The 24077-nt window shown below is 53.3% G+C and carries 22 protein-coding genes; 6 read left to right on the top strand and 16 right to left on the bottom strand.

Annotation, left to right across the window (positions count from 1 at the left end):
- The first annotated feature begins 156 nt into the window (after nucleotides 1-156).
- On the top strand, nucleotides 157-1293 hold the full coding sequence (locus tag NSQ73_RS21610) for an amidohydrolase family protein (RefSeq protein WP_340988118.1): 1137 nt from the start codon (nucleotides 157-159) through the stop codon (nucleotides 1291-1293).
- 4 nt (nucleotides 1294-1297) lie between these two features.
- On the opposite strand, the gene NSQ73_RS21615 is transcribed toward NSQ73_RS21610, so the two are convergent.
- From NSQ73_RS21615 to NSQ73_RS21635, 5 genes are all read right to left on the bottom strand, one after another.
- Nucleotides 1298-1528 carry a hypothetical protein gene (locus NSQ73_RS21615; RefSeq protein WP_340988119.1) on the bottom strand — a complete coding sequence of 77 codons (231 nt, stop codon included), beginning with the start codon at nucleotides 1526-1528 and terminating at the stop codon, nucleotides 1298-1300.
- 170 nt (nucleotides 1529-1698) lie between these two features.
- Nucleotides 1699-2124, bottom strand: coding sequence for a hypothetical protein (locus NSQ73_RS21620; RefSeq protein ID WP_039307717.1), 426 nt, complete (start codon nucleotides 2122-2124; stop codon nucleotides 1699-1701).
- A 95-nt stretch (nucleotides 2125-2219) separates the two neighbouring features.
- On the bottom strand, nucleotides 2220-3161 hold the full coding sequence (gene mdh, locus NSQ73_RS21625) for a malate dehydrogenase (protein WP_340988120.1): 942 nt from the start codon (nucleotides 3159-3161) through the stop codon (nucleotides 2220-2222).
- 165 nt (nucleotides 3162-3326) lie between these two features.
- Nucleotides 3327-4622 carry an NADP-dependent isocitrate dehydrogenase gene (gene icd, locus NSQ73_RS21630; protein WP_340988121.1) on the bottom strand — a complete coding sequence of 432 codons (1296 nt, stop codon included), beginning with the start codon at nucleotides 4620-4622 and terminating at the stop codon, nucleotides 3327-3329.
- 115 nt (nucleotides 4623-4737) lie between these two features.
- Nucleotides 4738-5850: a citrate/2-methylcitrate synthase gene (locus NSQ73_RS21635; RefSeq protein WP_171718643.1), complete on the bottom strand. Its 1113-nt coding sequence runs from the start codon at nucleotides 5848-5850 to the stop codon at nucleotides 4738-4740.
- Between the two features lie 389 nt (nucleotides 5851-6239).
- On the opposite strand from NSQ73_RS21635, the gene ytvI reads away from it, so the two are divergent.
- Complete coding sequence (gene ytvI, locus NSQ73_RS21640; RefSeq protein ID WP_340989356.1) at nucleotides 6240-7355, top strand: sporulation integral membrane protein YtvI; 1116 nt, start codon at nucleotides 6240-6242, stop codon at nucleotides 7353-7355.
- A gap of 496 nt (nucleotides 7356-7851) precedes the next feature.
- Here the strand turns inward: ytvI and NSQ73_RS21645 are convergent, their stop codons facing one another.
- The 3 genes from NSQ73_RS21645 to NSQ73_RS21655 are packed head-to-tail and all read right to left on the bottom strand — an operon-like array spanning nucleotide 7852 to nucleotide 10002.
- The gene (locus tag NSQ73_RS21645) at nucleotides 7852-8250 is read right to left on the bottom strand and encodes an FxsA family protein (RefSeq protein WP_036695825.1); all 399 of its coding nucleotides are present in this window, start codon (nucleotides 8248-8250) and stop codon (nucleotides 7852-7854) included.
- Complete coding sequence (locus NSQ73_RS21650) at nucleotides 8247-8786, bottom strand: acyl-CoA thioesterase (RefSeq protein WP_340988122.1); 540 nt, start codon at nucleotides 8784-8786, stop codon at nucleotides 8247-8249. Before NSQ73_RS21650 ends, NSQ73_RS21645 begins: the two co-directional genes overlap by 4 nt.
- Nucleotides 8787-8820: 34 nt before the next feature.
- On the bottom strand, nucleotides 8821-10002 hold the full coding sequence (locus tag NSQ73_RS21655) for an MFS transporter (protein ID WP_042135415.1): 1182 nt from the start codon (nucleotides 10000-10002) through the stop codon (nucleotides 8821-8823).
- A 102-nt stretch (nucleotides 10003-10104) separates the two neighbouring features.
- Here NSQ73_RS21655 and NSQ73_RS21660 point away from each other — a divergent pair, with 102 nt between their 5' ends.
- Nucleotides 10105-10848, top strand: a complete 744-nt coding sequence (locus tag NSQ73_RS21660; protein ID WP_052421761.1) for a G1 family glutamic endopeptidase — start codon at nucleotides 10105-10107, stop codon at nucleotides 10846-10848.
- A gap of 170 nt (nucleotides 10849-11018) precedes the next feature.
- Here NSQ73_RS21660 and pyk read toward each other — a convergent pair whose 3' ends face one another.
- The 6 genes from pyk to NSQ73_RS21690 form a co-directional block, all read right to left on the bottom strand.
- Nucleotides 11019-12443: a pyruvate kinase gene (gene pyk, locus NSQ73_RS21665; RefSeq protein WP_039307670.1), complete on the bottom strand. Its 1425-nt coding sequence runs from the start codon at nucleotides 12441-12443 to the stop codon at nucleotides 11019-11021.
- A gap of 340 nt (nucleotides 12444-12783) precedes the next feature.
- The gene (locus tag NSQ73_RS21670) at nucleotides 12784-13785 is read right to left on the bottom strand and encodes an acetyl-CoA carboxylase carboxyltransferase subunit alpha (protein WP_340988123.1); all 1002 of its coding nucleotides are present in this window, start codon (nucleotides 13783-13785) and stop codon (nucleotides 12784-12786) included.
- A 1-nt stretch (nucleotide 13786) separates the two neighbouring features.
- Nucleotides 13787-14680, bottom strand: a complete 894-nt coding sequence (accD, locus tag NSQ73_RS21675; protein ID WP_039307665.1) for an acetyl-CoA carboxylase, carboxyltransferase subunit beta — start codon at nucleotides 14678-14680, stop codon at nucleotides 13787-13789.
- 84 nt (nucleotides 14681-14764) lie between these two features.
- Nucleotides 14765-14953 (bottom strand): hypothetical protein, encoded by a 189-nt coding sequence (locus NSQ73_RS21680; RefSeq protein ID WP_036700684.1) that lies wholly within the window; start codon nucleotides 14951-14953, stop codon nucleotides 14765-14767.
- Between the two features lie 148 nt (nucleotides 14954-15101).
- Nucleotides 15102-15602 (bottom strand): phosphatidylglycerophosphatase A family protein, encoded by a 501-nt coding sequence (locus NSQ73_RS21685; RefSeq protein WP_039307658.1) that lies wholly within the window; start codon nucleotides 15600-15602, stop codon nucleotides 15102-15104.
- 543 nt (nucleotides 15603-16145) lie between these two features.
- A complete protein-coding gene (locus NSQ73_RS21690; protein WP_340988124.1) occupies nucleotides 16146-19904 on the bottom strand; it encodes a DNA polymerase III subunit alpha in 3759 nt (1252 codons plus the stop codon).
- 146 nt (nucleotides 19905-20050) lie between these two features.
- Between NSQ73_RS21690 and NSQ73_RS21695 the strand changes: the two genes are divergently transcribed.
- The 3 genes from NSQ73_RS21695 (at nucleotide 20051) to NSQ73_RS21705 (ending at nucleotide 21422) form a co-directional block, all read left to right on the top strand.
- Entirely contained in the window at nucleotides 20051-20371 is a 321-nt protein-coding gene (locus NSQ73_RS21695; RefSeq protein ID WP_039309559.1) for a YtrH family sporulation protein, read from the top strand.
- Between the two features lie 145 nt (nucleotides 20372-20516).
- A complete protein-coding gene (locus NSQ73_RS21700; RefSeq protein ID WP_039309560.1) occupies nucleotides 20517-21020 on the top strand; it encodes a hypothetical protein in 504 nt (167 codons plus the stop codon).
- Between the two features lie 93 nt (nucleotides 21021-21113).
- Complete coding sequence (locus NSQ73_RS21705) at nucleotides 21114-21422, top strand: YtpI family protein (RefSeq protein WP_340988126.1); 309 nt, start codon at nucleotides 21114-21116, stop codon at nucleotides 21420-21422.
- A 381-nt stretch (nucleotides 21423-21803) separates the two neighbouring features.
- Here the strand turns inward: NSQ73_RS21705 and NSQ73_RS21710 are convergent, their stop codons facing one another.
- Nucleotides 21804-22052, bottom strand: a complete 249-nt coding sequence (locus tag NSQ73_RS21710; RefSeq protein ID WP_340988127.1) for a hypothetical protein — start codon at nucleotides 22050-22052, stop codon at nucleotides 21804-21806.
- A 517-nt stretch (nucleotides 22053-22569) separates the two neighbouring features.
- A complete protein-coding gene (locus tag NSQ73_RS21715) occupies nucleotides 22570-23904 on the bottom strand; it encodes a DRTGG domain-containing protein (protein WP_042135406.1) in 1335 nt (444 codons plus the stop codon).
- Between the last annotated feature and the right edge of the window lie 173 nt (nucleotides 23905-24077).

Here is a 24077-nt window from a genome sequence, read left to right on the forward strand (position 1 = left end):
GCTGACTTTCAGGAGCACGGCATTTTTGAGCTGGAAGGGTTGTTACGGTAAGTAATGAACGGTTTCTACAAGAATATTATATATATCCGGACATTTTTATATCCTATACTTTTTCTTGGAAGACAACCATCTTCACTGGAGGGTTCACTATCTGCAATGGGAAATGAAAATGAGATTATACGATTGACTAACGCGACGTTAATCGACGGAACGGGGCGCCAGCCGCTGTACAATGCAAGCATTGAAATTGTTAATGGCCGGTTCGGCATGGTTGCCGGGCAAGGGAGCAGCGGGCTGGAGCATGACTCAGTAACGGAGATAGATCTTGAGGGGCTTGTGGTCCTGCCGGGATTTATTCATACCCATGCACACACCAGCTTCAAATTCATACAGAACGAGCCTCTTCACGGGTACCATAAGGAATATTTAGCCGCCTGTCTCTCAGAAGGAATAACCACGATCCGTGACGAGGGGATGACTACAGCCGCAACGCTTGACGATGTGACGGCACACACACAAGCACTGGACCGCGGATCTTTTCCCCGAATAATCACAACCGGCAAAGTCTTCACGGCTCCCGGCGGGTATGGCGGGCAGGCCCCTATCGGAGTTGGAAGTGCGGATGAAGCCAGATTGAAGGTCCGCGAGGTTTTAGAACAAGGGATACATTGTATCAAAACAGCGCTTGAAGACGGTTACGATCCCAGTACAATCGGACTGCCACAGCTGAATCAGGAGCTTCTGGAGAGCATCTGCAGGGAAGCCCGGAGGATGGGGGCTTATGTGTCAGCTCATGTAACCAGTGCACGCAACCTTCAGATTCTGGTGAATGCGGGGATTAACGATGCTGCGCATATGATTTACGACCGGCTGGACGATGACCTGATCCGGCAAATGACAGCCTCCACACTCACTGTATTGAAGATGTTTCAGGACAAATTCGGCGCCCCTCTGTTAGAACAAGGACTGGATAATGTCCGGAGATTCATCCAGGCAGGCGGAGAGATTGGCCTCGGGGATGATTTCATCGAAGAAATAAGCCCGTGGTACAGACTGGGAATGCCGTGGGAAGAAATTCGTTTATTGGGCGAGGCAAGTCTCACCCCGATGCAGATTATCACAGCCGCCACTTCAACCGGTGCGAAGATCTGCAATCTGGCACATGAGATTGGAACGATTGAACCGGGCAAGAAGGCGGATCTGTTTGTGATTGAGGGCAACCCGCTTACGGATATAGACAATCTCCGGGAAGTCAGATTTGTGATGATGGACGGCAGGGTCGTATCGAAATAGTGGGTTATATTGTTTGATTAAAGACCTCTTTCCACGAGGAAAACGGCCTTTTTTTCATTTTAATATGCCCAGTATGGTTCTCTGCAGTCCTGTCTGTAGCTGATCCGCCGCTGCCTTCAACGCAATAATCTTGTTCGCCGCCGTTATCTCCAGCACCGCCTTCTGCGCATCCGTCAACTACATTTGGCCCGGTTACCTCCATGGAGGCACATTGTATTTGATTTTTCGCATACATTGCTCCTCATCCGCTCCCGCTTCCGGGGTATTCAGCGGGATTCCTGAGACAAGAACACATCGTCCTTCAAACGGATCTGCTTCAGTGTCTTACACAACAAAAGGCCCTGGCAGCCTAAGCTGCCAGAGCCTTTGATACTCGCGTTCCTCCCTATAAATCAGGAGCCAGGTTTAAATAAGGCGCCGGTACACCATGAAAAAGATCATGATAACCAGCACGACCATCAGCAGCAGGCTCATGGTCCGGATCTTGGCGGTTTCGGCAGAGACATCACGGTTCTCCCGCATTCCGGCCGCAGCCAGGCGCAGGGGTCTGCTCATGATGCCGCCAAGCGCAAACATCGCCAGGAGCAGCACAACAACAACGATCATCCAGGCGACAGAATAGTCACCCTTGGTCATCATATAGCCTCCGGTCAACAGCTGGATAACTAGTCCATACTGGGCAAAGCGGTTGAAGCCGCCGATGGCGCTCAAGGTACCTTCCTTCGCCGGGGCGGACAGCTTCGCCGTCCCGCTCAGAATAAACGGCAATACCAGATAGAAGCCAAGCGCCAGCGTGCCGATCATATGCAGGAAAAAGAAAATACGGTCCATATCAATCTCCTCCGATTACATTGTAGGATTAAATAGCAGCAAAGCCCAATCTCTGCCAGCAAAAAGGGGCTTCAGCAGCCGCCCGCTAACGTTATTTACACAGTTACTGCTGAAGTGACTGCACGGACAGAATCGGCTGATTTATCCAGAGCAGCCTTCTCTTCTGCCGTAAGCTCCAGCTCGAAAATCTTCTCGATGCCATTCGCACCGAGGAGCGCCGGAATACCCATGAATAAATTATCGTAACCATATTCACCTTCAAGCAGGGCAATTACTGGAATAATCCGTTTCTTGTCCTTGAGGATTGCTTCCGTCATCTGAACCAGTGACGCGGCAGGTGCATAATAAGCGCTGCCGTTACCCAGCAGGCTGACGATTTCACCGCCGCCGACACGGGTACGCTGCACAATCTCAGCAATGCGTTCCGCAGGGATGAGCGTGTCGATCGGAATACCGCCAACACTGGAATAACGCACAAGCGGAACCATATCATCCCCATGACCGCCCAGTACGAAACCGCGTACATCTTCAACCGAAACATTAAGCTCCTGGGCGATGAATGTACAGTAACGCGCTGTATCGAGTACGCCGGATTGTCCGATTACGCGATTCTTCGGAAAGCCGAGTGCATTGTAAGCCACATAAGTCATGGCATCGACCGGATTGCTCAGAATGATCACGATAGATTCGGGGGCTACCCGTTTCACGTTCTCGCAGACCGACTTGACGATGCCCGCATTGGTATTGACCAGATCATCACGGCTCATGCCGGGCTTGCGTGCAATCCCTGCCGTAATAATGACGATGTCGGAATCGGCTGCATCTTCGTAGCTTGAAGTTCCGGTGATCTGGGCATCGAATTTCTGCACAGGTCCGGCTTCCAGCATATCAAGCGCTTTACCTTTGGTCGGATTCTCCAGTTGGGGAATATCGAGCAGCACTACATTGCCAAGCTCCTTCTGGGCAAGCATAAGCGCCGTAGTCGCACCGGTGAATCCGGCACCTACGACAGTGATTTTATAACGTTTGATGGCCACGGGAAGACCTCCTAAGGGTTGGATAGCATACACTTCGTTCATTTCACTTCGCAAGACTGCCCCGGAGCATGAACCAATGATGTTGAATGGGCTGGCAGATGCACAAGCATAAGTATAAGCTGCACGTATGTGCAGCTTATACTTGTTATATACCGGTTAGCCTGCTTATAGATTGCTGATAATCTCGTCAGCAAAGGCGGAGCATTTCAGCTCTGTAGCGCCTTCCATCTGGCGGGCAAAGTCATAAGTAACCGTCTTATTGTTAATCGCGGTGCTCATTCCCTTGTAGATCAGGTCAGCCGCTTCCTGCCAGCCCAGATGCTCAAGCAGCATAACGCCGGAGAGAATAACCGAACCCGGATTCACAACGTCCTTATCCGCATACTTAGGTGCTGTACCATGAGTAGCTTCAAAAATAGCATGTCCCGTAATATAGTTAATGTTCGCTCCCGGAGCGATACCGATGCCGCCGATCTGGGCAGCCAGTGCGTCGGAGAGGTAATCCCCGTTCAGGTTCAGCGTCGCGATGACATCGAAATCGGTCGGACGGGTCAATACCTGCTGCAGAGCGATGTCGGCGATAGCGTCCTTGACAATAACTTTGCTGGCTGCTTCGGCTTCCTTCTGGGCAGCATTCGCTGCAGCTTCACCATCACGTTCCTTGATGACATCATATTGGTTCCAGGTGAAGACCTTGTCGCCGAACTCCTGTTCAGCCACTTCATAGCCCCAGTTCTTAAATGCGCCTTCGGTGAATTTCATGATATTGCCTTTGTGTACCAGCGTTACGCTCTTGCGTCCGTGCTTGATGGCATACTCAACCGCAGAACGCACCAGGCGCTTCGAGCCTTCCTCGGATACAGGCTTAATGCCGATACCGGAAGTTTCCGGGAAGCGGATCTTGTTCACGCCCATTTCCTTCTGCAGGAACTCGATAACCTTCTTCACTTCAGCGGAACCTTCCTGATATTCAATCCCGGCATAGATATCTTCAGTATTCTCACGGAAAATAACCATATCCACCAGCTCCGGATGCTTCACCGGTGAAGGAACACCATCGAAATAACGTACCGGACGCAGACATACATACAGGTCCAGCTCCTGGCGCAGCGCCACATTCAGAGAGCGGATACCGCCTCCGATCGGAGTTGTCAGCGGGCCTTTGATGGCTACAATATACTCGCGGATTGCTTCCAGTGTGTCATTCGGCAGCCATTCACCATATGTATTGAAGGCTTTCTCGCCGGCAAAAACTTCGTACCAGGCAATCTGCTTCGTGCCGCCGTAAGCTTTCTCTACAGCCGCATCCAGCACCCGCTTGGAGGCTTTCCAAATGTCACGGCCTGTACCGTCACCCTCGATAAAAGGGATAATCGGCTGATCCGGAACCAGCAGCTTGCCGTCTTCGATTGTAATTTGTTCGCCTTCTGTGGGCAGATCGTACTTTTCCAGTTTCAACATTAGTGGGAATTCCTCCTAAAAGTATGATGTACAAGCAATAATCAATAAGCAGTTGCTGCATATATTATAGTTCATTGTACTAAAGGGGTGGAGCGGCCCGCAAGGGGCCGCCCTGTTATCGTTCGTCTACAGGGACGTATTTCATGTCGGACATGCCGGTATATTCCGCACGCGGCCGGATAATCCGGTTGTCTTCATACTGCTCCAGAATATGCGCAGTCCACCCCGAGGTCCGGCTGATCGCGAAGATCGGAGTGAACAGCTCACGTTCAATACCCAGCTGTGTATAGACGGATGCCGAATAGAAGTCGACATTCGGTTTGAGCCCTTTTTGCCCGGTGATCAGCTCTTCAACCTTGACCGACATGTCATAGAGCGTAGTATCATTCTTCATCGTGCCCAGCTCATAGGACATCTTCATCAGATGTTTGGCCCGCGGATCGCCGTTCTTGTATACACGGTGTCCGAAGCCCATGATCTTCTCACGGCGTTCCAGCTTGCCTTGGACATACGGCTCAACGGCATCGAGCGTGCCGATTTCCTCCAGCATCTTCATCACGGCTTCATTCGCACCGCCATGCAGCGGCCCCTTAAGCGCGCCAATAGCCGAAGTAACTCCGGAATAGATGTCAGACAGTGTAGCCACAGTTACCCGTCCGGCAAAAGTGGAAGCATTCAGCTCATGGTCTGCATGCAGCACGAGGGCTGTATCCAGCGCCTTGACGGATACGATATCCGGCTGCTCTCCCCACAGCATGTAGAGGAAGTTCTCGGCGATGGTCAGGCCTTCCTTCGGTGCTACCGGCTCAAGTCCCTTACGGATGCGTGCCAATGCGGCAACCACAGTCGGAATCTGTGCCTGAAGCTTCACAGCTTTGATCTGATTCGCTTCACGGCTCATATCATCCGCAGCCTCGTCGTACAGTGCCAGGGCAGATACGGCGGAGCGCAGGGCCGCCATCGTGTTGGCTTCCTTCGGATACAGCTTCATCTGGGCAAGCACCTGATCCGGGATCTGGGCTGAAGCGCTCAGGTCGCGGCGCAGCGCTTCAAGCTCCGGTACTGTCGGCAGATTGCCGAACCACAGCAAATAAGCGGTCTCCTCAAAGGTGGCATTATCCGCCAGATCATCAATATCATAACCGCGGTAAGTGAGCACTCCATCCACAATGGAGCTGATCGATGAGGTCGTTGCAACGATGCCTTCAAGTCCTTTAGTAGCTGTCATAGTATCTCTCTCCTTTGCCTACAAGGGTATATAATGCTGGTTCTAACCTCATGAAAACATTTACATTTTTAAGTATTTCAATTCTCCGCAAAAGGCGTTAGGACAGGGGCTGAAGATTGCAACTATATTTCTGCTGTTTAACCTGTAATAATCATACCGGATTTTGACGGTTATGTGAACAACGTGGGAGCTTTGCAGCGGATCAAATGATTTTATCGGAGAGATAGAAAAAAACTAACGAAAAACCTGTTTCATGATTACGCTTTCAGGTTAGTAAGCTTCTCCATTCTGCCCTTTTCCGTCCCTGCTAGTCTTTTCGCATGCTCTATGAATATACATAAGACGAGCAGTTATTCCTTGTACACCCGTTAGAGTAGGAGGGACCGGATATCGATACACTTGTACTCAAAAGAGTGCTGCGCGGCCTGTGGGTCGTGCTTGCCGCCGCCGTGATCCTGCTGGCTGTTTATGTACTGCTGCCGCTCCTCTATCCCCTGCTGCTGGCCTGGCTGCTGGCTTACCTTATACATCCGCTGGTGCTGATCCTGCGGGGGCTGAAGCTCCCGGGCTGGCTGGCGGTGGCCCTCTCACTGTTTTTTTATATTGGAGGTACGGGCCTCGTACTGACCGCGCTGATTACCCGGCTGGTGAAGGAGCTCATTGTGCTGCTCCAGACCTTCGACCTCCATACAGACCAATGGCGTGAGCTGCTGCTGAAGGTTAGCCGCAATGCCAGCATTCAGAATATTATTAACCAGATCAACCAGTTTTACCACGACAATCCGGGTTACCATGCCACGATTGACAGTAATATCAGCAGAACCACGGAAACTGTAGGCCACGCCATGACACAGCTGATTACCGGATTCTTCAACATGATTCTGGGGCTGATCTCCTCGCTGCCGAGCCTCGGCACGATTCTGATCGTGATCGTACTGGCCGCCTTCTTCCTCAGCACCGGCTGGGAACGGCATAACGCCAAGCTGCTCTCACTCCTCCCCGCTCCGCTGCTGCGGCCGGTCTCGGAGATCTGGAAGGATCTGCGCAAGGCGCTGTTCGGCTACCTCCGTGCCCAGCTCGTGCTGATCTCCGTAACTGCAGTGATCGTAATCATCGGCCTGCTGCTGCTGGGTGTAGACTCTGCCTTCGCCATTGGCCTGACCATCGGCATCGTCGATCTGGTGCCTTATCTCGGGGTTGGCATCGTGATCCTCCCCTGGGCGCTGTATTCCTACATGACCGGGAACCTGGCTCTGGCGGTTGGCCTTCTGGTGCTGTATGGCATCATTCTGATCACCCGGCAGGTGCTTGAGCCGAAGGTGCTGGCCAGCAGCATCGGGCTGGACCCGCTCGCCATGCTGATCGGCATGTTCGCCGGACTTCAGCTGTTCGGCATGCTCGGCCTGATCCTCGGCCCGGTGCTGCTCGTCATTCTGGACGCGTTCGGCCGCGCCGGCGTGTTCCGCGCACTGCGCAGCTACATCCTCAGCGGCCGGCTGCATTAGCTTTATACGCCAACACCTCACAAGCTCCTTAAATGCCAGTAGAGCAAATAGCCGGTACGGTCTGGACCTCCGTCCCCATACATCGGGCCCATTTACTCTATCCGCCGCACATTGTATTCGGTTTTCCACATACATTAGGTCCGTTTGCGCTAACCGCCGCACATTGTATTCGGTTTTTCGCATACATCGGGCCCGTTTGCGCTATCCGCCGCACATTGTATTCGGTTTTTCGCATACATCGGGCCCATTTACTCTATCCGCCGCACATTGTATTCGGTTTTCCACATACATTAGGTCCGTTTGCGATATCCGGCACACATTGTATTCGGTTTTTCGCATACATCGGGCCCGCTCCTCGTTCATCGCATTTCCCACCGCATACTCCTGCATAATCTGCAGCATTTCGCTACATCCGGTTCGGCTGCAAGTAGAAAAGCGCTCAGCCGCATCACCCCGCAGCCGAACGCTTTTTACAAAATTTGTGTCGCCCCCGCCTCTACCTGCGGTAGAAGGTGAAGGTGCCGTTTTTCATCTTCTTCTCGATCCATTTCAGCAGAAAAACCCGGTATAGCGGCCGGGTCAGCGGAAATACCAGTGTAAAGCCGATCAGATCCGTGACGAAGCCCGGCAGAATCAGCAGCAGACCGCCAAAAAAGATACATAAGCCGTCCAGCATGGTCCGTCCGGGCACCCGTCCTTCCTGCATATGTGTTCTGCTGTCCTGCAGCACTTTTTTGCCTTCAAACCGCATCATGAGCAGACCGATGACCGAAGTGGCCAGCATGATCAGCAGGGTCTTGGGCGCTCCAAGAAAACTTGAGACATAGATGAAACCGAATAATTCCACGGCCGGGACGGCGAATAATGCAGCCCACAGCCATTTGTTCCTGATCATACTGCTCCTCCTTCTTCTTCCTTAAGCGCCGTAGTGATAGCGCGGAACAGCTCAGGCTGCGCCCTGTCGATACGTACAGGCTTCCATTCCTTGTTCAGCCAGACATGGCTCGTCGTGCCGCTGACCAGCAGTTCGCCGGGAAGAGGTTCACTGTCCGCCGGACGCGCCTTACGGGTCCCGGAGGCTCCGGACGCTCCGCCTTCCCCGTGCTCTTCCGCCACCCGGCGGATTTCATATTCATAGACAACCCTTAGGGCTGAGAAGGTTGTTAACCGTGCATACACGGCAATAAGATCATCATATCGCGCCGGGCTTTTAAATTGCAAATCTGCAGAGGTCACTGGCAATAACAGCCCCAGGCTTTCAAGTGTGCGGTAGGCAAAGCCCAGTCCGCGAAACATCTCCGTACGCCCGCTTTCAAACCAGGTCAAATAATTGGCATGATAAACCACACCCATCTGATCGGTTTCCTGATAACGCACACGAAATGAAGTCTCATGCCAGCGGCTGGACCACCCCGGTTTGTGTGAATTCATATTCATGCTCCTTTCTGTAATGGCAGGCGGGCAGCTAAGCGCTGACTCCGCCGGAAGAGGCCTTCAGCGGCAGCTTGCTGCGTGAGCTCCGGGCGACATAGAACAGCAGAGCCGCGCCGGCCGCCGCACTCAGCATACAGGACAGATTCATAAGGCCGACCCCGCCCTGATTCAGCAGCATTCCGTTCAGCAGATTGCCCAGAATACCGGCAAAGCCGGAGAATACGATGTTAAATACGCTTTGTCCCGTCGCCTGCATCTCCGCAGAGGTAATCTTCGATACATATTCAACTGCAGCAATATAAAAGAAGCCGAAGGACAGGCCGTGCAGCACCTGTACCCCAATCATGACCGATGGATACGGGAAGGCCACCTGAATCCCCCAGCGCAGCACATAGATCAGCGCACCCAGCAGCAGCGTCCGCTCCATGCCCAGCCTGCGGATAACCTTAGAGGCGAAGAACATGGAGGGTACGTTAGTGATCGACGCCAGAAACAGGGCGATCCCCGCATAGCTGGTCGAGCCGCCGACCGACTGGAAGGCTAGGACGAAATAAGTACCGAACGCCGTCATCGTCTGGTTCACCAGGAAGCTTCCCCCGAGAAAGGCCAGGAATATACGGTTGCCGAGCAGCTTTTTGACGCCCTGGGAGAAGGACTGGCTCATCATGTGATTCTCTTCCGCCTGCTTCGGCAGGGTGAAGGCAATGGCCACTGCAACGGCATTCAGCAGCAGAAACGGCAGCCAGATCGTGGATACCGAGAATTTAGATACATATTGCCCCCCGGCTATGGCTCCTACAGCGGCTCCTATGCTCATCATCATCCGGATGCTGCCGTAAGTCGATCCGGCTCTGTTCGCCGCTGCTATGGCGTAAGAGTCGGCAATAGGAGCCTGTGTGGAGGAGAAGATCGTGGATACCGTGTACACCAGCATCAGCACAATGAAATACTCCGACCGGTACAGCACCGCAAGCAGCGCCGGAACCGCCACACTCAGAAGAAGCACCAGCCGCGCCTGGTTATATCTGTCAGAGATCACTCCCCATAGGGGCTGCACACAGATCGCGATCAGTGTGCCCGTAGCCATCAGCATGCCGATCTGGCTGACGTTAAGTCCGTTCGATTTGAGCAGCAGTGACAAATAAGAGCCGAAGGAGCCCCCGGCGAGTCCCAGAAACAGATAAAACCCGCGCAGCTTCGATATTTTTTCCATTGGAGTTATAAGTCCTCTCTCTTCCTTTTTAACAGAATACCCAACCTTAAGAGCCTCTTACTGCATTAAATAGAGCAGAACATATTATGAGGCGGTGGACAAGTGGGCCAAGTCAATAGATTGCTAAGCAGCAAACCCTGTCTGAAAGATAAACTCAACACAGGCAGAGCCGTCAGCTCAGGCTTCGGCTGGACATCCAGCAACTGGAGCGGTTATGCCATCTCGGGCAAAAAAGGCACTTACCGGCGGATATCGGCCGACTGGATTGTCCCTTATGTAAAACCTACGGTCAAAGCCACGTATTCTTCGGCCTGGATCGGCATCGACGGCTTCCGGAACAGCAGCCTGATTCAGACCGGAACCGGCCATGAATCGGTAAACGGAACCGTCCGGTACTATGCCTGGTGGGAAATTCTGCCCGCTGCCGAGACCGTTATCCCCTTGCCTGTATCTCCCGGAGACCATATGCGTGCTTCCATTGTCAAGCTCAGTCCGGGTAAATGGTGTATCACTCTGCGCAATCTCAGCAAAAACTGGGTTTTCCGTACTGTCCAGCGCTATCAGGGGCCGCAAACCTCTGCCGAATGGATCATGGAAGCTCCCCAGGTGGGACAGAATATCGCACCGTTGTCCAAGGTATCACTGGTAAGATTCACCTGCTGCCGGGTTAACGGATGCAGTCCCAAGCTCAAGGCTCAAGACGGCGGCATTATGGTCCAGAACAAAACGCTGCTAGCCGTGCCGACTCTGCCGGGTCCCCGCGGCGATTCCTTCTCGGTCCGGCGGATCTACCGCAAAAGCCATCCTGCTGTGTACTCCAGAAACCCTATATTTACAAGAACCTGATTGCCCGGTTTCTCAAAACTCTCAATTCAATATATACATTTGCACCGTTTATATCAACCCGCAAGCGGAAACGGCTGTGCCTTCCTGCACAATAAAAAGAGCAGCGGCTAAGAACGCCACTGCTCTAATAGGTGTATTCTGTTAATGCTGCAGAACCTCTCTTCCAAATCCTAGTCGGCTGGAATCGTGTCTACCTTCACCAGGTTAGTGGAACCGGAGCGGCCCAGCGGGATACCTGCAGTAATGACTACAAGATCTCCGGCTTTTACCAGACCGGAAGCTTTACCGCCTTGAAGTGCAGTTTCCAGCAATTCGTCAGTCGAAGTAGCTTCTTTGCCGAATACTGGAGTTACGCCCCAAACCAGCGCCAGCTGACGCATAGTTCTTTCCTGGGTAGTTACAGCAATGATTTGTGATTTAGGACGGTATTTGGAAACCACGCGTGCAGTGTGGCCAGTTACAGTCGAAGAAATGATAGCTTTAGCGTTCAGATCCAGAGCGGAAATCGCTACAGATTGGCTGATCGCTTCAGTTACCGTAGTTTCTTGAGCAATTTGCTGCTTCATGAAGATTTCACGGTGGTTCAGGGCAGATTCCGCCTTCTCAGCAATGCGGGACATTGTGAGTACGGATTCTACCGGATATTTCCCGGCAGCAGTTTCACCGGACAGCATGATTGCATCTGTTCCGTCGAAGATAGCGTTCGCTACGTCACTCGCTTCAGCGCGGGTAGGACGCGGGTTGCGCTGCATGGAATCCAGCATTTGGGTAGCTGTGATTACCGGTTTGCCGGCGATGTTACATTTCTGAATCATCAGCTTCTGAGCCAGAGGCACATCTTCAGCAGGAATTTCTACGCCAAGGTCGCCGCGGGCAACCATAAGACCGTCGGAAGCTGCCAAAATTTCATCAAGGTTATCGACACCTTCTTGGTTCTCGATTTTGGAGATGATTTGGATGTGGGAAGCGTCGTGCTTCTCAAGCAATGCACGGATTTCCTGAACGTCGCTGGCTTTGCGAACGAAGGAAGCGGCGATAAAATCGATGTCCTGTCCGATCCCAAAAACGATATCATTGGTGTCTTTTTCCGTAATACCCGGCAGGGAGATGGATACTCCTGGTACGTTAACGCCCTTCTTGCTCTTGATTGTACCGCCGTTAACAATACGGGTCTTGATTTCGGTGCCTTGAATGTCGACAACAGTAAGACCAATAAGGCCGTCGTCGATCAGGATAGTCGATCCAACTTGAACATCGTTAGGAAGGTTGTTATACGTGATGGAGATACGGTTCTGGTCGCCCAGGATTTCTTCCGTAGTCAATGTCAGGTATTCGTCCTGAACCAGTTCAATCGGTTCTACTTCCAGCTTACCAGTACGAATCTCAGGTCCTTTGGTGTCGAGCAGAATGGCAACAGTCTTGCCAAGTTCTTTGGAAGCTTGACGGATCGTGTTGATCCGGGCACCGTGCTCTTCAAAATCGCCGTGGGAGAAGTTCAGACGGGCCACATTCATACCAGCCAAAATCAATTTTTTGATATTCTCCAACGATTCACTTGCAGGTCCGATCGTACATACAATTTTACTTTTCCGCATTAGGTTTTCCTCCGTTTTTTCGTTCTCTCTGTCTCACTTTTTCCAACTACAAAATCTACTATAAGGCTTGCTCTCTGTATAGGAACTTTATCACATGTAGTCACATGTACCTTTTATTGCGCCCTTATGAATATTACTGCAAGTTGAAGACAAAATCAATGTTAGTGCCTGTTTTTGCTGTAAATTAAAGTCGAATTTTATAAGAATGCCGTCAAAATAAAAATCACCCCGCAAAGTCTGCGGGATGATCGGAGTGGGAATAAATGGTTAAAGTATTCCGACCGGCTTACGGACAGGAATACACTGGAATATGTCAGAAAGTGCAAATGATAAGTGTAGATTACTCTACAATCTGCACTTCCTCCTGAGGCGCATCCTGTTCCTGGAGGGACTCCGAGAACTCGCCGATTTTGCGGAATTTAAGGTAACGGTCTTCCTTAAGTTCTGCCGAATCCATCACGGATAATTCCTGCAAATGACGCCATACCGCATCCTTGATTGCCGCTGCCGTTGCCTCGTAGTCACGGTGTGCCCCGCCTTTGGGTTCAGGAATGATCTCCTCGATCACTTCCATCTCCAGCAGGTCAGACGCCGTAATCTTCATCGCTTCAGCTGCCTGCTCCGCTTTGGTGGCATCCTTCCACAGAATGGACGCCGCCCCGTTGGGGGAGATCGCCGAATAGATGGCATGCTCCAGCATCAGGACCCGGTTGCCCACGGCCAAAGCCAAGGCACCGCCGCTGCCGCCTTCGCCGATAACGATGCAGATGACCGGTACGGCCAGCTGAGACATCTCGTACAAATTCCGGGCGATCGCTTCGGACTGTCCGCGTTCCTCTGCCGTATTGCCGGGATAAGCCCCTTTGGTATCGACAATGGTGATAATCGGACGGCCGAATTTCTCTGCCTGCTTCATCAGACGCAATGACTTGCGGAAGCCTTCCGGATGCGCGCTGCCGAAGAAACGCAGAATGTTCTCCTTCGTATCCTTGCCGCGCTGCTGTCCGATTACGGTGACCGGACGGCCGTTCAGCTTGGCGATCCCGCCGACTACGGCAAGATCATCACCATACAGGCGGTCGCCATGCAGCTCCATGAAATCGGTGAAGATCAGTCCGATCAGATCCAGTGAGGTCGGACGGCCGTGATGCCGGGCCAGATGCATCTTCTGGGCCGGGGAGATATCCGAATATACTTCATTCTCAAGGATGTGGTAACGCTCCTCAAGACGGGCTACCTCATCTTTGAAATCAATACCCTTCTCTTCACCAAACTGCTTCAGTTCAGCAATTTTCTTGCGCATTTCTACCAGAGGCATTTCAAAAGGCAACTCTCCTGCCAACCTAAAATCCCCCTTTCACATCATGCAGCTCCAGCAGCTTGGTTAACGTGGAGCGCATTTCCTTGCGGTGCACAACCATATCCAGCTGGCCGTGCTGCAAATTGAATTCTGCTGTCTGGAAATCTTCCGGCAGCTTCTGGCGGATCGTCTGTTCAATCACAATCCGTCCGGCAAAACCGAATACCGCACCGGGCTCGGCAATAATAATATCACCCAGGCTGGCAAAACTCGCCGACACCCCGCCTGTGGTCGGATCAGTAATTACGGAAATATACAGGCCTCCGGCTTCACTGAACCGGGCCAGTGCGCTACTTGTCTTCGCCATCTGCATGAGACTGAGGATGCTCTCCTGCATTCTCGCTCCGCCCGAGGTGGAGAAGATCAGCATCGGAAGTCTCCGCTCTGTTGCTTCTTCAACCGCTCTGGTAATCTTCTCGCCGACTACGGACCCCATGCTCCCGGAGAAGAACTCAAAGTTCATCACCGCAACAATAACCGGATGGCCGCCAATAGTGCCCTGGCCGGTGATTACAGCTTCAACCTGTCCAGTTTTGGACTGCTGTTGTTCCAGCTTAGAGGCATAGCCGGGGAACTGCAGCGGATCAACGGATGCCATTTCGCTGTCAAACTCAATGAACCCTTCGGGGTCCAGCGTCATCGCAATCCGTTCCGAAGCGTTCAGGCGCATATGATAGCCGCAGGATGGGCATATTTTCAAATTCTTCTCCAGTTCCTTGCTGTACTGGATGGTTCCGCATTTGTTGCATTTGTTCATGAGTCCCTCGGGAATCTCACGTTTGGGGCGCTCGCCTTCCGCCGGTCCGCCGCTTCGCTCCAGACGCTCTGAAGGAATGATCGCGTACTTCCGTTTTTTCTGAAATAAATCTTTGAACAAGGGTCGCACCTCTTCAGCCGTTTATTTGCGTAGATAGCAGCTTGCCGCTGTCATGACCGCTCATGTATCTCTAAGTTGTAATTCTCAAGGATGCAGAATCAGATTCAGGACCTCCTGCACTTCTTCAAGCTCTCCTGAAGGAACCAGAATCTCAAACTGCTGCTTGGACATATTAATCGGACGGCATTTTATCAGAAATCCTTCTTCCGTAAGCTTCCTCTGAATCATCTCCGCCACTTTGGCGGTCGGCGCTATATAGATTACCGTCCACATGCCCTGCAAGGCCTCCCTAATCTCAAATCCCAGCCGTATCCTGTATATAATGGAATCATGATAACACAGTTTTCTTTTTTCCCGCAACAGGCTCGGCAGGATGGCTGCTTGACCGGGAGGCCGCTTCTAACAAATGCAAGAGCTGCAATTATGCCTCTCCGGAGGCAGGAGAATAGACCTTCGCCCCTTCGTGGCGGTGGGCAATTCTGGCCGATGCCGCAGCTGCAATCCCGGCTACCAGATCATCAAGAAATACATGAATGCTACCCTTATCATCATTCAATTTGCCGATAATTCCAAGCTTTATTTTGTCCAGATAACCGAAACCTGTCAGCCCGATCATCCCGTATACACCCGTGATGCCTAGCGCCAGAGTCTCGTCCGCCCCGTAGAGCGATTCATCCGCCTCCAGCACTGCCTGAAGCGGCTGCGGCAGCAGCTTCTTCTCCGCCAGCTCATCCAGCGCGACACCTGTCATCAGCGTGTACTGTACTTCTCTTTTGCCCAGCACCGCCTTGACGCTTACGAGGCACTCTTCCTCAGTCAAATCGGGATAATAGGCCGACTGCAGAATATATACGATCTCAGCGATAGAATCAAGCGAAACTCCCCGGCGCTCCAGCAGGTCTGCTGCCAATTGATAGGACATGATGTGATTCCCCTTTCCGCACGGGACAATGCCCTGTGGTTCCCTAATGTATGCGGAAAAGGGCGGAAATGTGCTTATTTTAAATATAAGAAAATATGTTTAAGCTTTATGGAAATTTCCAGGTTCATCCGCTTTTCACGGCAGAAACCGGATTACTTTGCAGAATCCTGCACAACGTGCAGCATTCTCCTCATTTAAATAGTGAAAATCCAAAATTGTTGTACAAAAGGCAGCAATTCCTCTTGTCCAGGCGGCTTGGCGGGAGAATTCCTGTATTTGATACAACAATTCTCCCGTACACCCGGCTAATTATGAATCAAAGCTGCAAAACGTACAACATTCTTGTCTGCAGTGTTTACCTGGAAGTCTCTATACTGCCGGCAGCGAATCTAGTGTAAGCAATAAACGTATTCCTCTAACCCCACGGCGATTGACCCGTTACTTACTGGGTTGAATCACATACCTTTGAAGCGGATACCTGAAATGGATACGTTGTATTGCTGCTTCGGATGCAAAGCCTCCTTAGCGGACGGCAAGCCGTTCCTACCTGATTCTGACGGTTCCTGCTCCCAGCATGCTCTCTATTGCCGCAAACAGCTCCTCCGAGGGCTCGATCCGGTAGCTGTCGCTGAGCGCCAGCACCTTCTGGTTGCGCTCGTAGAACAGCAGCGTCGCGGCTGGTCCCGGATGGGTCTGCAGCAGCGCCTGGAGGCGCGGCAGCAGACCTTTGAGCTCAGCGCCCGGCGTGATCTTGATGAAGACACGCTGGGTGCTCTGCGCTGAGCTTGCGGAGCGCTCAGCAGGAGCGGGCTGCCCCGTGCGCAGCGGGGCAGGGCTTCCCGGCCGCGTAGCTGACGCGGCCGGGGATTGGGGCGCGGCCTGCGCAGCGGCCGCGTTAGCGCGCGCACCGGGCGGCTGTGCCGCCGGTGTGCGCGTGCCCGGTGCAGCGGCTGCGCCAGCTGCACCGCCGCTGCGGGCGCCGGGGCTTCCGGCGCCCGTACGGGCTGCAGGAGCTGCCGCAGGCGCTCCTGCGGGGGCGTTCCGGCCCGCGTAGGCGGGCCGGGCGCCTGCGGCGCTGCGGCGCTGCAGCAGGCCGCGCACGCTGTCCGCGGTGAGCGGTGCCACCTCCTCGGCCAGCAGCTTGAAGCCCTCGTCCTCCTGCTGCACCTTGGCGCGCAGGGCCAGCAGCGCGCCCTTCTCGATCAGGCCGCGGCTGCGTTTCCACACCTCGGGGAAGAGTACGACCTCGCAGCGCTCGATCTGGTCTTCCCATTCGACAAAGGCCATCGCCTTGCCGGCCTTTGTCGTAATTTCCTTAAGCGACACGACCATGCCGGCCGTCACCGTCATGCTCTCGTCCGCCATTTCGCCAAGATCCATCAGCTTCTGCATCCCCGGCTCCTCCAGCAGGGCCGCGCTGTCATCCAGCGGATGGCCGGACAGGTACAGACCCAGCAGCTCACGCTCCAGCTCCAGCTGCTGGGTCACGGAGAATTTCGGGATATCCGGATAACGGATTTCCCAGTTCGGCGTCTCAATCAGATCATCGAACAGCTGGATCTGCAGCTCATCGCGCTCCTTGCGCCACTTCGCTGCCGCATCGACTGTCTCATCCAGCATAGCCAGCAGCTGGGCCCGGTGGCCGGGAAGCCGGTCGAAGGCGCCTGTCTGCAGCAGTGATTCAATCACGCGCTTGTTGCAGACGCGCAGATCGACACGGCGGCAGAAATCAAGCAGGCTGTCGAACGGACGCTCCTTGCGGACCGCCATAATATTCTCCACCGCCAGCGTCCCGACATTCTTAACCGCAGCCAGTCCGAAGCGGATATGCCCGCTGCCTTCGCCGGGTACAGGGGTGAACAGCACGCCGCTCTCGTTAACATCGGGCGGCAGCACGCCGACCCCGCTGCGGCGGCATTCCAGCACATACTCTGCCACCTTGCGGTGGGTTCCCATGACAGCGGTCAGCATTGCTGCCATGAACTGCACAGGATAATGCGCCTTGAGATAAGCAGTCTGGAACGCCAGTACACCATAGGCTGCAGCATGGGCACGCGGGAAGCCGTAGTTGGCAAACCGCACGATCATGTCATACACCTCATTGGCATCCGCCTCCTGATAGCCCTGCTTCAGACTGCCCTCCACAAAGTGGCTGCGTTCCTTGTCCAGCGTCTCCCGTTTCTTCTTGGACACCGCACGGCGCAGCAGATCCGCTTCGCCGAGCGAGAACCCGGCCATCAGGGAGGCAATCTGCATGATCTGCTCCTGATAGACGATGATCCCATAGGTATCGGCCAGAATCGGCTTCAGATCAGCATGAGGATACACGACCTCGAACTCCCCGTGCTTGCCCCCGATGAATTTCGGAATAAATTCCATCGGACCCGGACGGTACAGAGCCACCACGGAGACAATATCCTCAAAACCGCTGGGCTTCAGATCCTTCAGCACCCGCCGTACGCCTGCTGACTCCAGCTGGAATACGCCTGTGGTCTCGCCTGCCCCCAGCATCTCATAAGTCAGCGGATCATGATCCGGGATGAAGCGGAAATCAGGGACGCTGCCGGTCATTTCCTTCACCCAGTTCATGCAGCGTTCAATAATCGACAGGGTCCGCAGCCCCAGGAAGTCCATCTTCAGCAGGCCTACACTCTCCAGATGCTCCATGGAATACTGGGTCAGCGCTGTACTCTCACTGCCCGCCTGGAGCGGAACAGCATCGGTCAGCGGCCCCTTGGAGATGATCACTCCGGCAGCATGCGTTGAAGCATGACGCGGCATGCCTTCTACCTTCATCGCCATGTCGAGCAGCCCTCTGGTCTTCGGATTGGCATCATATAATGCCTTCAGCTCAGGCGTACTCTCCAGCGCCCGGGTGATGCTGATGCCGAGCTGGCCCGGAATCAGCTTCGCCGCCTTGTCCACCTCGTTATACGGCAGATTCAGCGCACGGCCTACATCCCGTACAGCTGCTCTTGCTGCCATCGTTCCGAAGGTGATGATCTGCGCCACATGCTCCTTGCCGTATTTGTCCACCACATAGGCAATAACCTCATCACGGCGTTCGTCACTGAAGTCAATATCAATATCGGGCATCGTAATCCGCTCCGGATTCAGGAAACGCTCGAAGAGCAGATTGTATTTCAGCGGATCTACATCCGTAATCTTCAGCGTATATGCTGTAAGACTGCCTGCCGAGGAACCACGGCCCGGGCCGGTAACAATACCATTCCGGTGGCAAAAAGCGATGAAATCCCAGACAATCAGGAAATAATCGCTGAACCCCATGCTCTCAATGACGCCCAGCTCATAGGCCAGCCGTTTCTCGGCCGTTTCCTTCTGCTCCGGAGATGCCCACAGCGGCGTATCCGCGTAGCGCTCCTCCAGCCCGCTGCGGCACAGCTCACGCAAATAAGCGGCGGCATCCAGCCCTTCCGGCAGAGGGGAATACTCCGGCAGAATATGATTGCCGAACGTCAGCTCCAGATTGCAGGCCTCTGCAATCCGCAGCGTGTTCTCCAGTGCCTGCGGCACATGCGGGAACAGCGAGGCCATCTGCTCGCCGCTCTTGAAGAACAGCTGATCCGTGCCGATCTTCAGGCGGTCCTCATCATCCACAGATTTGCCTGTGCCGATACAGATCAGCACATCCTGAACCTCGGCATCTTCCTTGTCCATATAATGCACGTCATTCGTAGCCACCAGGGGAATATCCAGCTCGGCAGCAAGCTGAATCAGCTTCGGATTCACCCGCTTCTGTTCAGGCATACCATGATCCTGCAGCTCCAGGTAGAAGTCCGCGCCAAAAATCTCCTTGTAACGCAGCGCCGCCTTGCGCGCTTCCTCCTCACGCCCATGCAGCAGATGCTGCGGCACCTCTCCGCCAAGACAGGCGCTGAGGCAGATGATGCCCTCGGCATGCGCCGCCAGTGCTTCCATATCAATCCGCGGCTTGTAGTGCTGGCCCTCCAGATGGCCGATGGAGATCAGCTTCATCAGGTTCCGGTAGCCGATCTGGTTCTTCACCAGCAGAATCAGGTGATAGATCGGCTGATCCTTGCGGCTGCCCCGCTCACGGCGCGAGCCTGCGGTCAAATAAGCTTCACAGCCGATAATCGGCTTGATGCCGTTCTCCTGGCAAGCTTTATAGAAAGGGATAGCCCCGTACATCACTCCATGATCCGTCAGCGCCAGCGATTTCATGCCGTATTCGCCGGCCCGGCGCACCAGATCCGTAATGCGCGCCGCCCCGTCCAGTAAACTGTATTCGCTGTGCACATGCAAATGCACGAAAGGGCTCATTATCCCCACTTCCCTTCAGTTCCAAAATCAAAACATAAGATGAAACTATTTTATCATATTAGAGGGGGAACCGCCCATAGAATGGATTAAGAGCATAAGGACAGGCAGCGGATTAGCAATTGCCTGGACCGGGAAGGAGCCTTATGATGAATATTTTCCTGAGCAAAGCCGTCCTCGACTTCTTCATCGCCTTCGGCATTGTATTGGGCGGTTCCCTGCTGGGCGGGATCGGAGCCGTGGTCTCACTGCAGCCGCCTACGCACACCATGCTGGATATCGCCGACCGGATCAAAATCTGGGCGCTGGCCGCCGCCGTCGGCGGAACGATCGACCCGATGCGGGTCATTGAGAGCAACATGCTGGGAGGCAACCTCTCCCCCGCCATCAAGCAGATTCTCTATCTGGTCTTCGCCTTTCTGGGCGCTCATATGGGCAGTGAGCTAGTCAAATGGGTGTGCGGCAAGTAGAAAAGGGTAAGCGGTCCTTAAATCAAGCCAATGCTTCCGAAGCATCAATACTACGTATCGCTTTCAGGTTCCGTTTCAGAGAAATAAAAGGATGATGGATAGCGCTGAGCAGATACATTCATATATTTAAAGGGGTGATGAATCCATGCGCCTGCCGCCGTTTCACCGCTATCGGCGTTTCTCGCAGATTGCTGCCGTTTTTGTGCTGGGAATGATTGTGGGCGCCGTGGTATATAACGCCATTTATCATATGGGGTACAACGTGCTCTGGCTAAGCAATCAGGAACTCCGGATACAGATTGAGGAGTACCGCAATGACATTGACACGCTCAAAAAATACAACAATACCTCCACCGTAATCCGGGAGATTAAGGTCCGCACCGAGGACAGCAAAGTTAAGGAAGGCACCGCTGTGCTGGATACAGTAACTGTTAAGGAAATCCTCAGGAAGCTGGTCAGCGATCTGGAGCCGATGCGCGGGCGCAGCATGTTTGAAATCGATTCGGACGGGAAGCTGGCACGCCTGCTGCTGGACGGCAAAATCTACATTGTACGCGAGAAGGAATACACCGTCAGAATCCGCACTATGCTCGTTATGGAGGGTGTGCTGCAAATCTGGGTGGAGATCGGTCCTTATAAGCGCACCTGAGTCATAATCATGGTACAATAGTGGGCAAATCATAGAATGGTAGAGATAGGCCGAAGCACCGTTTCCCACCTTCCATTAAGGAGCTGTCTGTCCATGATTATGCTCATCAAGTATCTGCTGTTTGTTCTGCTGGTCGTCTTTATGATCAGCGCCGCGATGTACAGTTTCTCCTCCCGGAGGGCCGCAGACCCGCTCATCAAAGGGCTTAAGCGATCGATTATGAACGTGCTGCTCGGCGCAATGCTGGTAACGCTCTCATTGATGGCGATGTTCATCTTCCGCGGCTCGACGCTTAATGTCGTCATTGAAGCAGCTTTTCTGCTGCTGGGTATCTTCAACATCTTCTCGGGGCTGCGCAGCCACGGGTACTACAGCCGGCTCCGCAGCGGGAGCGGGAGCTGAGTGTTTACGGTATCCGAACCGGTATCTGAATGGGAATTTGAATCCGGCTATTAATCGGTATTTGAATCGCTATTTCAATCTTTGCATTGCTATTTGAATCGGTATTTATCTTTGAATCGCTAGCTAATTCTCTGCATCTCCCCAACCGGCTCTCCAGTAGAATCTATGCGAAGTGGAAATTGTACACTTATTTCTGGCCAAGCCCTACCTTTCAGGAGAGCAGTTGGAAAAAAGGCACTTATTTCGTCCGCTCTCCTCCCCTGGTGCAGATTCCGGCGGATTAGTTGTCCTTTTTCCACTTATTGTTCCAAAATCGGGGAGTTCGGGACAATTAGATGCCCTTTTTCCACTTGCTTCCCGCTGCTCATAAGAGAGACCTATCTACTCAGTGTCCATGTAATCAGAGGTCCAGTTCGTCTCCCACTCAGTGTCCATGTAATCAGAGGTCCAGTTCGTCTCCCACTCAGTGTCCATGTAACCATATGTCCAGTTCGTCTCCCACTCAGTGTCCATGTAACCATATGTCCAGTCTGTCTCCCACTCAGTGTCCATGTAACCATATGTCCAGTCCGTCGCCCATTCAGTATCCATGTAACCATATGTCCAGTCCGTCGCCCATTCAGTATCCATGTAACCAGATGTCCAGCCCGTCGCCCACTCAGTCTCCATGTAACCAGATGTCCAGTCTGTCGTCTAGTCACAGTCCGTCGACCATTCAATGGCCATGTAATCAGAGGTCCAGTTCGTCGCCCACTCAGTGTCCATGTAACCAGATGTCCAGTCCGTCCCCACATAGTGTCCATGTAACCAGATGTCCAGTCATCCGCCCACATATTATTCAGCCGTTCAGCTTCTTAGCCTCGCAGCCATAATCCAACCAGTTGTTCCATGGCTTGCCGAATAACCCCGATTAGTCTCGAATGCCAAATAGACCAGAGTACTCTCCGTGTATTTACAGGATAGTCTGGTCTATTTAGTCTGTATTCGTTTATTCGGTACTGACTCGTCTGTATTCGTTTATATTCGATTCTGATTCATCTGGATTCGTTTATATTGATTCTGACTCGTCTGTATTCGTCCTGTATTCATTTTCTGTGCGAAGACTGTGTATGCCTGCACTATTGCTGAATGTATATACTTGAGCGGTTTAGCCGTGGTCAATCGACTGCAGCATCAGGACGGCCTTGGCCACAATGGTCTCCATATGGCTGATCTCAATCTCCAGCTTGCAGGTACGGCGGCTGATCTCCAGCAGCTTCGGCATGACGATAATGGAATGCTCGATTTGCACCGGGCGGATGAAATAGGTGGACATGTTGTCCAGCACATAGTCATTGCCGGTGATGTCCTTGGCCGCTTTGAATGCGGAAAGGGTCATCAGCGTGGACAATATCCCTTCCGAGATCGTGCCCAGATCCGTCGCCATCTGCGGTGTGATGAAGCCGTGGAAGAACAGCTTGCCCTCTTCATCGCGCTCATCGGCAAAACCGTTCCAGATCAGATGATCGAAGGTCTCCCCGAGCTGCGGCTGGTTGCTGGCATCGCGCAGACTCTGCAGCACTTCCCTGCGGGTCAGCGACCCGACCAGCTTGCGGTTGCGGTCTACGATCGGCAGGAAGTCGATCCCTTCCCACATCATAATCTGCGCCGCCGAAGCCAGCGAGGTCTGCAGTGCGGCGGTCACCGGGCTGCGGATCATGGCCTTCTCGATGCTCTGCCCTTCTGCAAGATCCTCCACATCACGGCGGCCCACGATGCCGATGACCCGGTTCCACTCATCGGTCACCGGGAAGCGCTGCTCGCCGCTCGCCAGGGACAATTCGCGTAATTCGCCGACTGTGCTGGAGATTTTGAGCGTATTCAGGCGCGGCTTGCCCTCCACAATATCTTCCACCAGCATAATCTTCTTCTTAATCAGCCGGTCAAAAATCGCCCGGTTAATCATCGAAGCTACTGTAAACGTATCATGCCGGGATGAAATCACCGGCAGGTCCAGTTCATCCGCCAGCGCCTTCACCTCGCGGCTGGTACCGAAGCCCCCGGTTACGAGCACCCCTGCCCCCTGCTCCAGTGCAAGTGAATGCACATCATCACGGTTACCCACGATCAGCAGGCTGTCGGCATCGATATAACGGATCATGGCATCCACTTTCATCGCGCCGATCACATATTTATGAAGATGTTTGTTCAGACCCTCCGCTCCGCCGAGGACATGTCCCTCGACAATGTCGACCACATCTCCAAACGTAAGCTGATCAGAAATATTGCGCGGCTTTTTTTCTACCCGGACCGTACCGATCCGCTCCTTGGTAATGACGATTCCCAGGTTCTCCGCTTCCTTCACCGCACGGTAAGCTGTACCTTCACTGACGCCCATTTCCTTGGCCAGCTTGCGGACGGAAATCTTCGTTCCCACCTTCAGGCTTTCAATATGCTGCAGCAGTTGTTCATGCTTTGTAATGTTATCGCCTTGACCTTCCAACTGTTACACCCCCATACCCCGATCTGTACTATTCTGTACCCATTATAACGCTGGTTACAGCGGAGTACAACAGAACGGGTATGCTTCTTTCAAGAGATATGTCAGCCGTATGACAAGCGATGCCAGAGGCAATTAAGGTACAGCCGCGCTTATGCCCACACACATATAATGCA

This window comes from Paenibacillus sp. FSL R10-2736, from assembly GCF_038000245.1.
In the GTDB taxonomy this organism is placed as follows: domain Bacteria; phylum Bacillota; class Bacilli; order Paenibacillales; family Paenibacillaceae; genus Paenibacillus_AQ; species Paenibacillus_AQ phytohabitans.

Coding starts and splice junctions, on each gene's coding strand:
- NSQ73_RS21610 (WP_340988118.1), top strand. CDS start 157: ATGGGAAATGAAAATGAGATTATACGATTGACTAACGCGACGTTAATC.
- pyk (WP_039307670.1), bottom strand. CDS start 12,443: ATGCGGAAAAGTAAAATTGTATGTACGATCGGACCTGCAAGTGAATCG.
- NSQ73_RS21615 (WP_340988119.1), bottom strand. CDS start 1,528: ATGTATGCGAAAAATCAAATACAATGTGCCTCCATGGAGGTAACCGGG.
- NSQ73_RS21680 (WP_036700684.1), bottom strand. CDS start 14,953: ATGTGGACGGTAATCTATATAGCGCCGACCGCCAAAGTGGCGGAGATG.
- NSQ73_RS21690 (WP_340988124.1), bottom strand. CDS start 19,904: ATGAGCCCTTTCGTGCATTTGCATGTGCACAGCGAATACAGTTTACTG.
- NSQ73_RS21710 (WP_340988127.1), bottom strand. CDS start 22,052: ATGGATACTGAATGGGCGACGGACTGGACATATGGTTACATGGATACT.
- icd (WP_340988121.1), bottom strand. CDS start 4,622: ATGTTGAAACTGGAAAAGTACGATCTGCCCACAGAAGGCGAACAAATT.
- NSQ73_RS21655 (WP_042135415.1), bottom strand. CDS start 10,002: ATGGAAAAAATATCGAAGCTGCGCGGGTTTTATCTGTTTCTGGGACTC.
- NSQ73_RS21695 (WP_039309559.1), top strand. CDS start 20,051: ATGAATATTTTCCTGAGCAAAGCCGTCCTCGACTTCTTCATCGCCTTC.
- NSQ73_RS21700 (WP_039309560.1), top strand. CDS start 20,517: ATGCGCCTGCCGCCGTTTCACCGCTATCGGCGTTTCTCGCAGATTGCT.
- NSQ73_RS21620 (WP_039307717.1), bottom strand. CDS start 2,124: ATGGACCGTATTTTCTTTTTCCTGCATATGATCGGCACGCTGGCGCTT.
- NSQ73_RS21705 (WP_340988126.1), top strand. CDS start 21,114: ATGATTATGCTCATCAAGTATCTGCTGTTTGTTCTGCTGGTCGTCTTT.
- NSQ73_RS21645 (WP_036695825.1), bottom strand. CDS start 8,250: ATGATCAGGAACAAATGGCTGTGGGCTGCATTATTCGCCGTCCCGGCC.
- NSQ73_RS21685 (WP_039307658.1), bottom strand. CDS start 15,602: ATGTCCTATCAATTGGCAGCAGACCTGCTGGAGCGCCGGGGAGTTTCG.
- NSQ73_RS21650 (WP_340988122.1), bottom strand. CDS start 8,786: ATGAATTCACACAAACCGGGGTGGTCCAGCCGCTGGCATGAGACTTCA.
- NSQ73_RS21635 (WP_171718643.1), bottom strand. CDS start 5,850: ATGACAGCTACTAAAGGACTTGAAGGCATCGTTGCAACGACCTCATCG.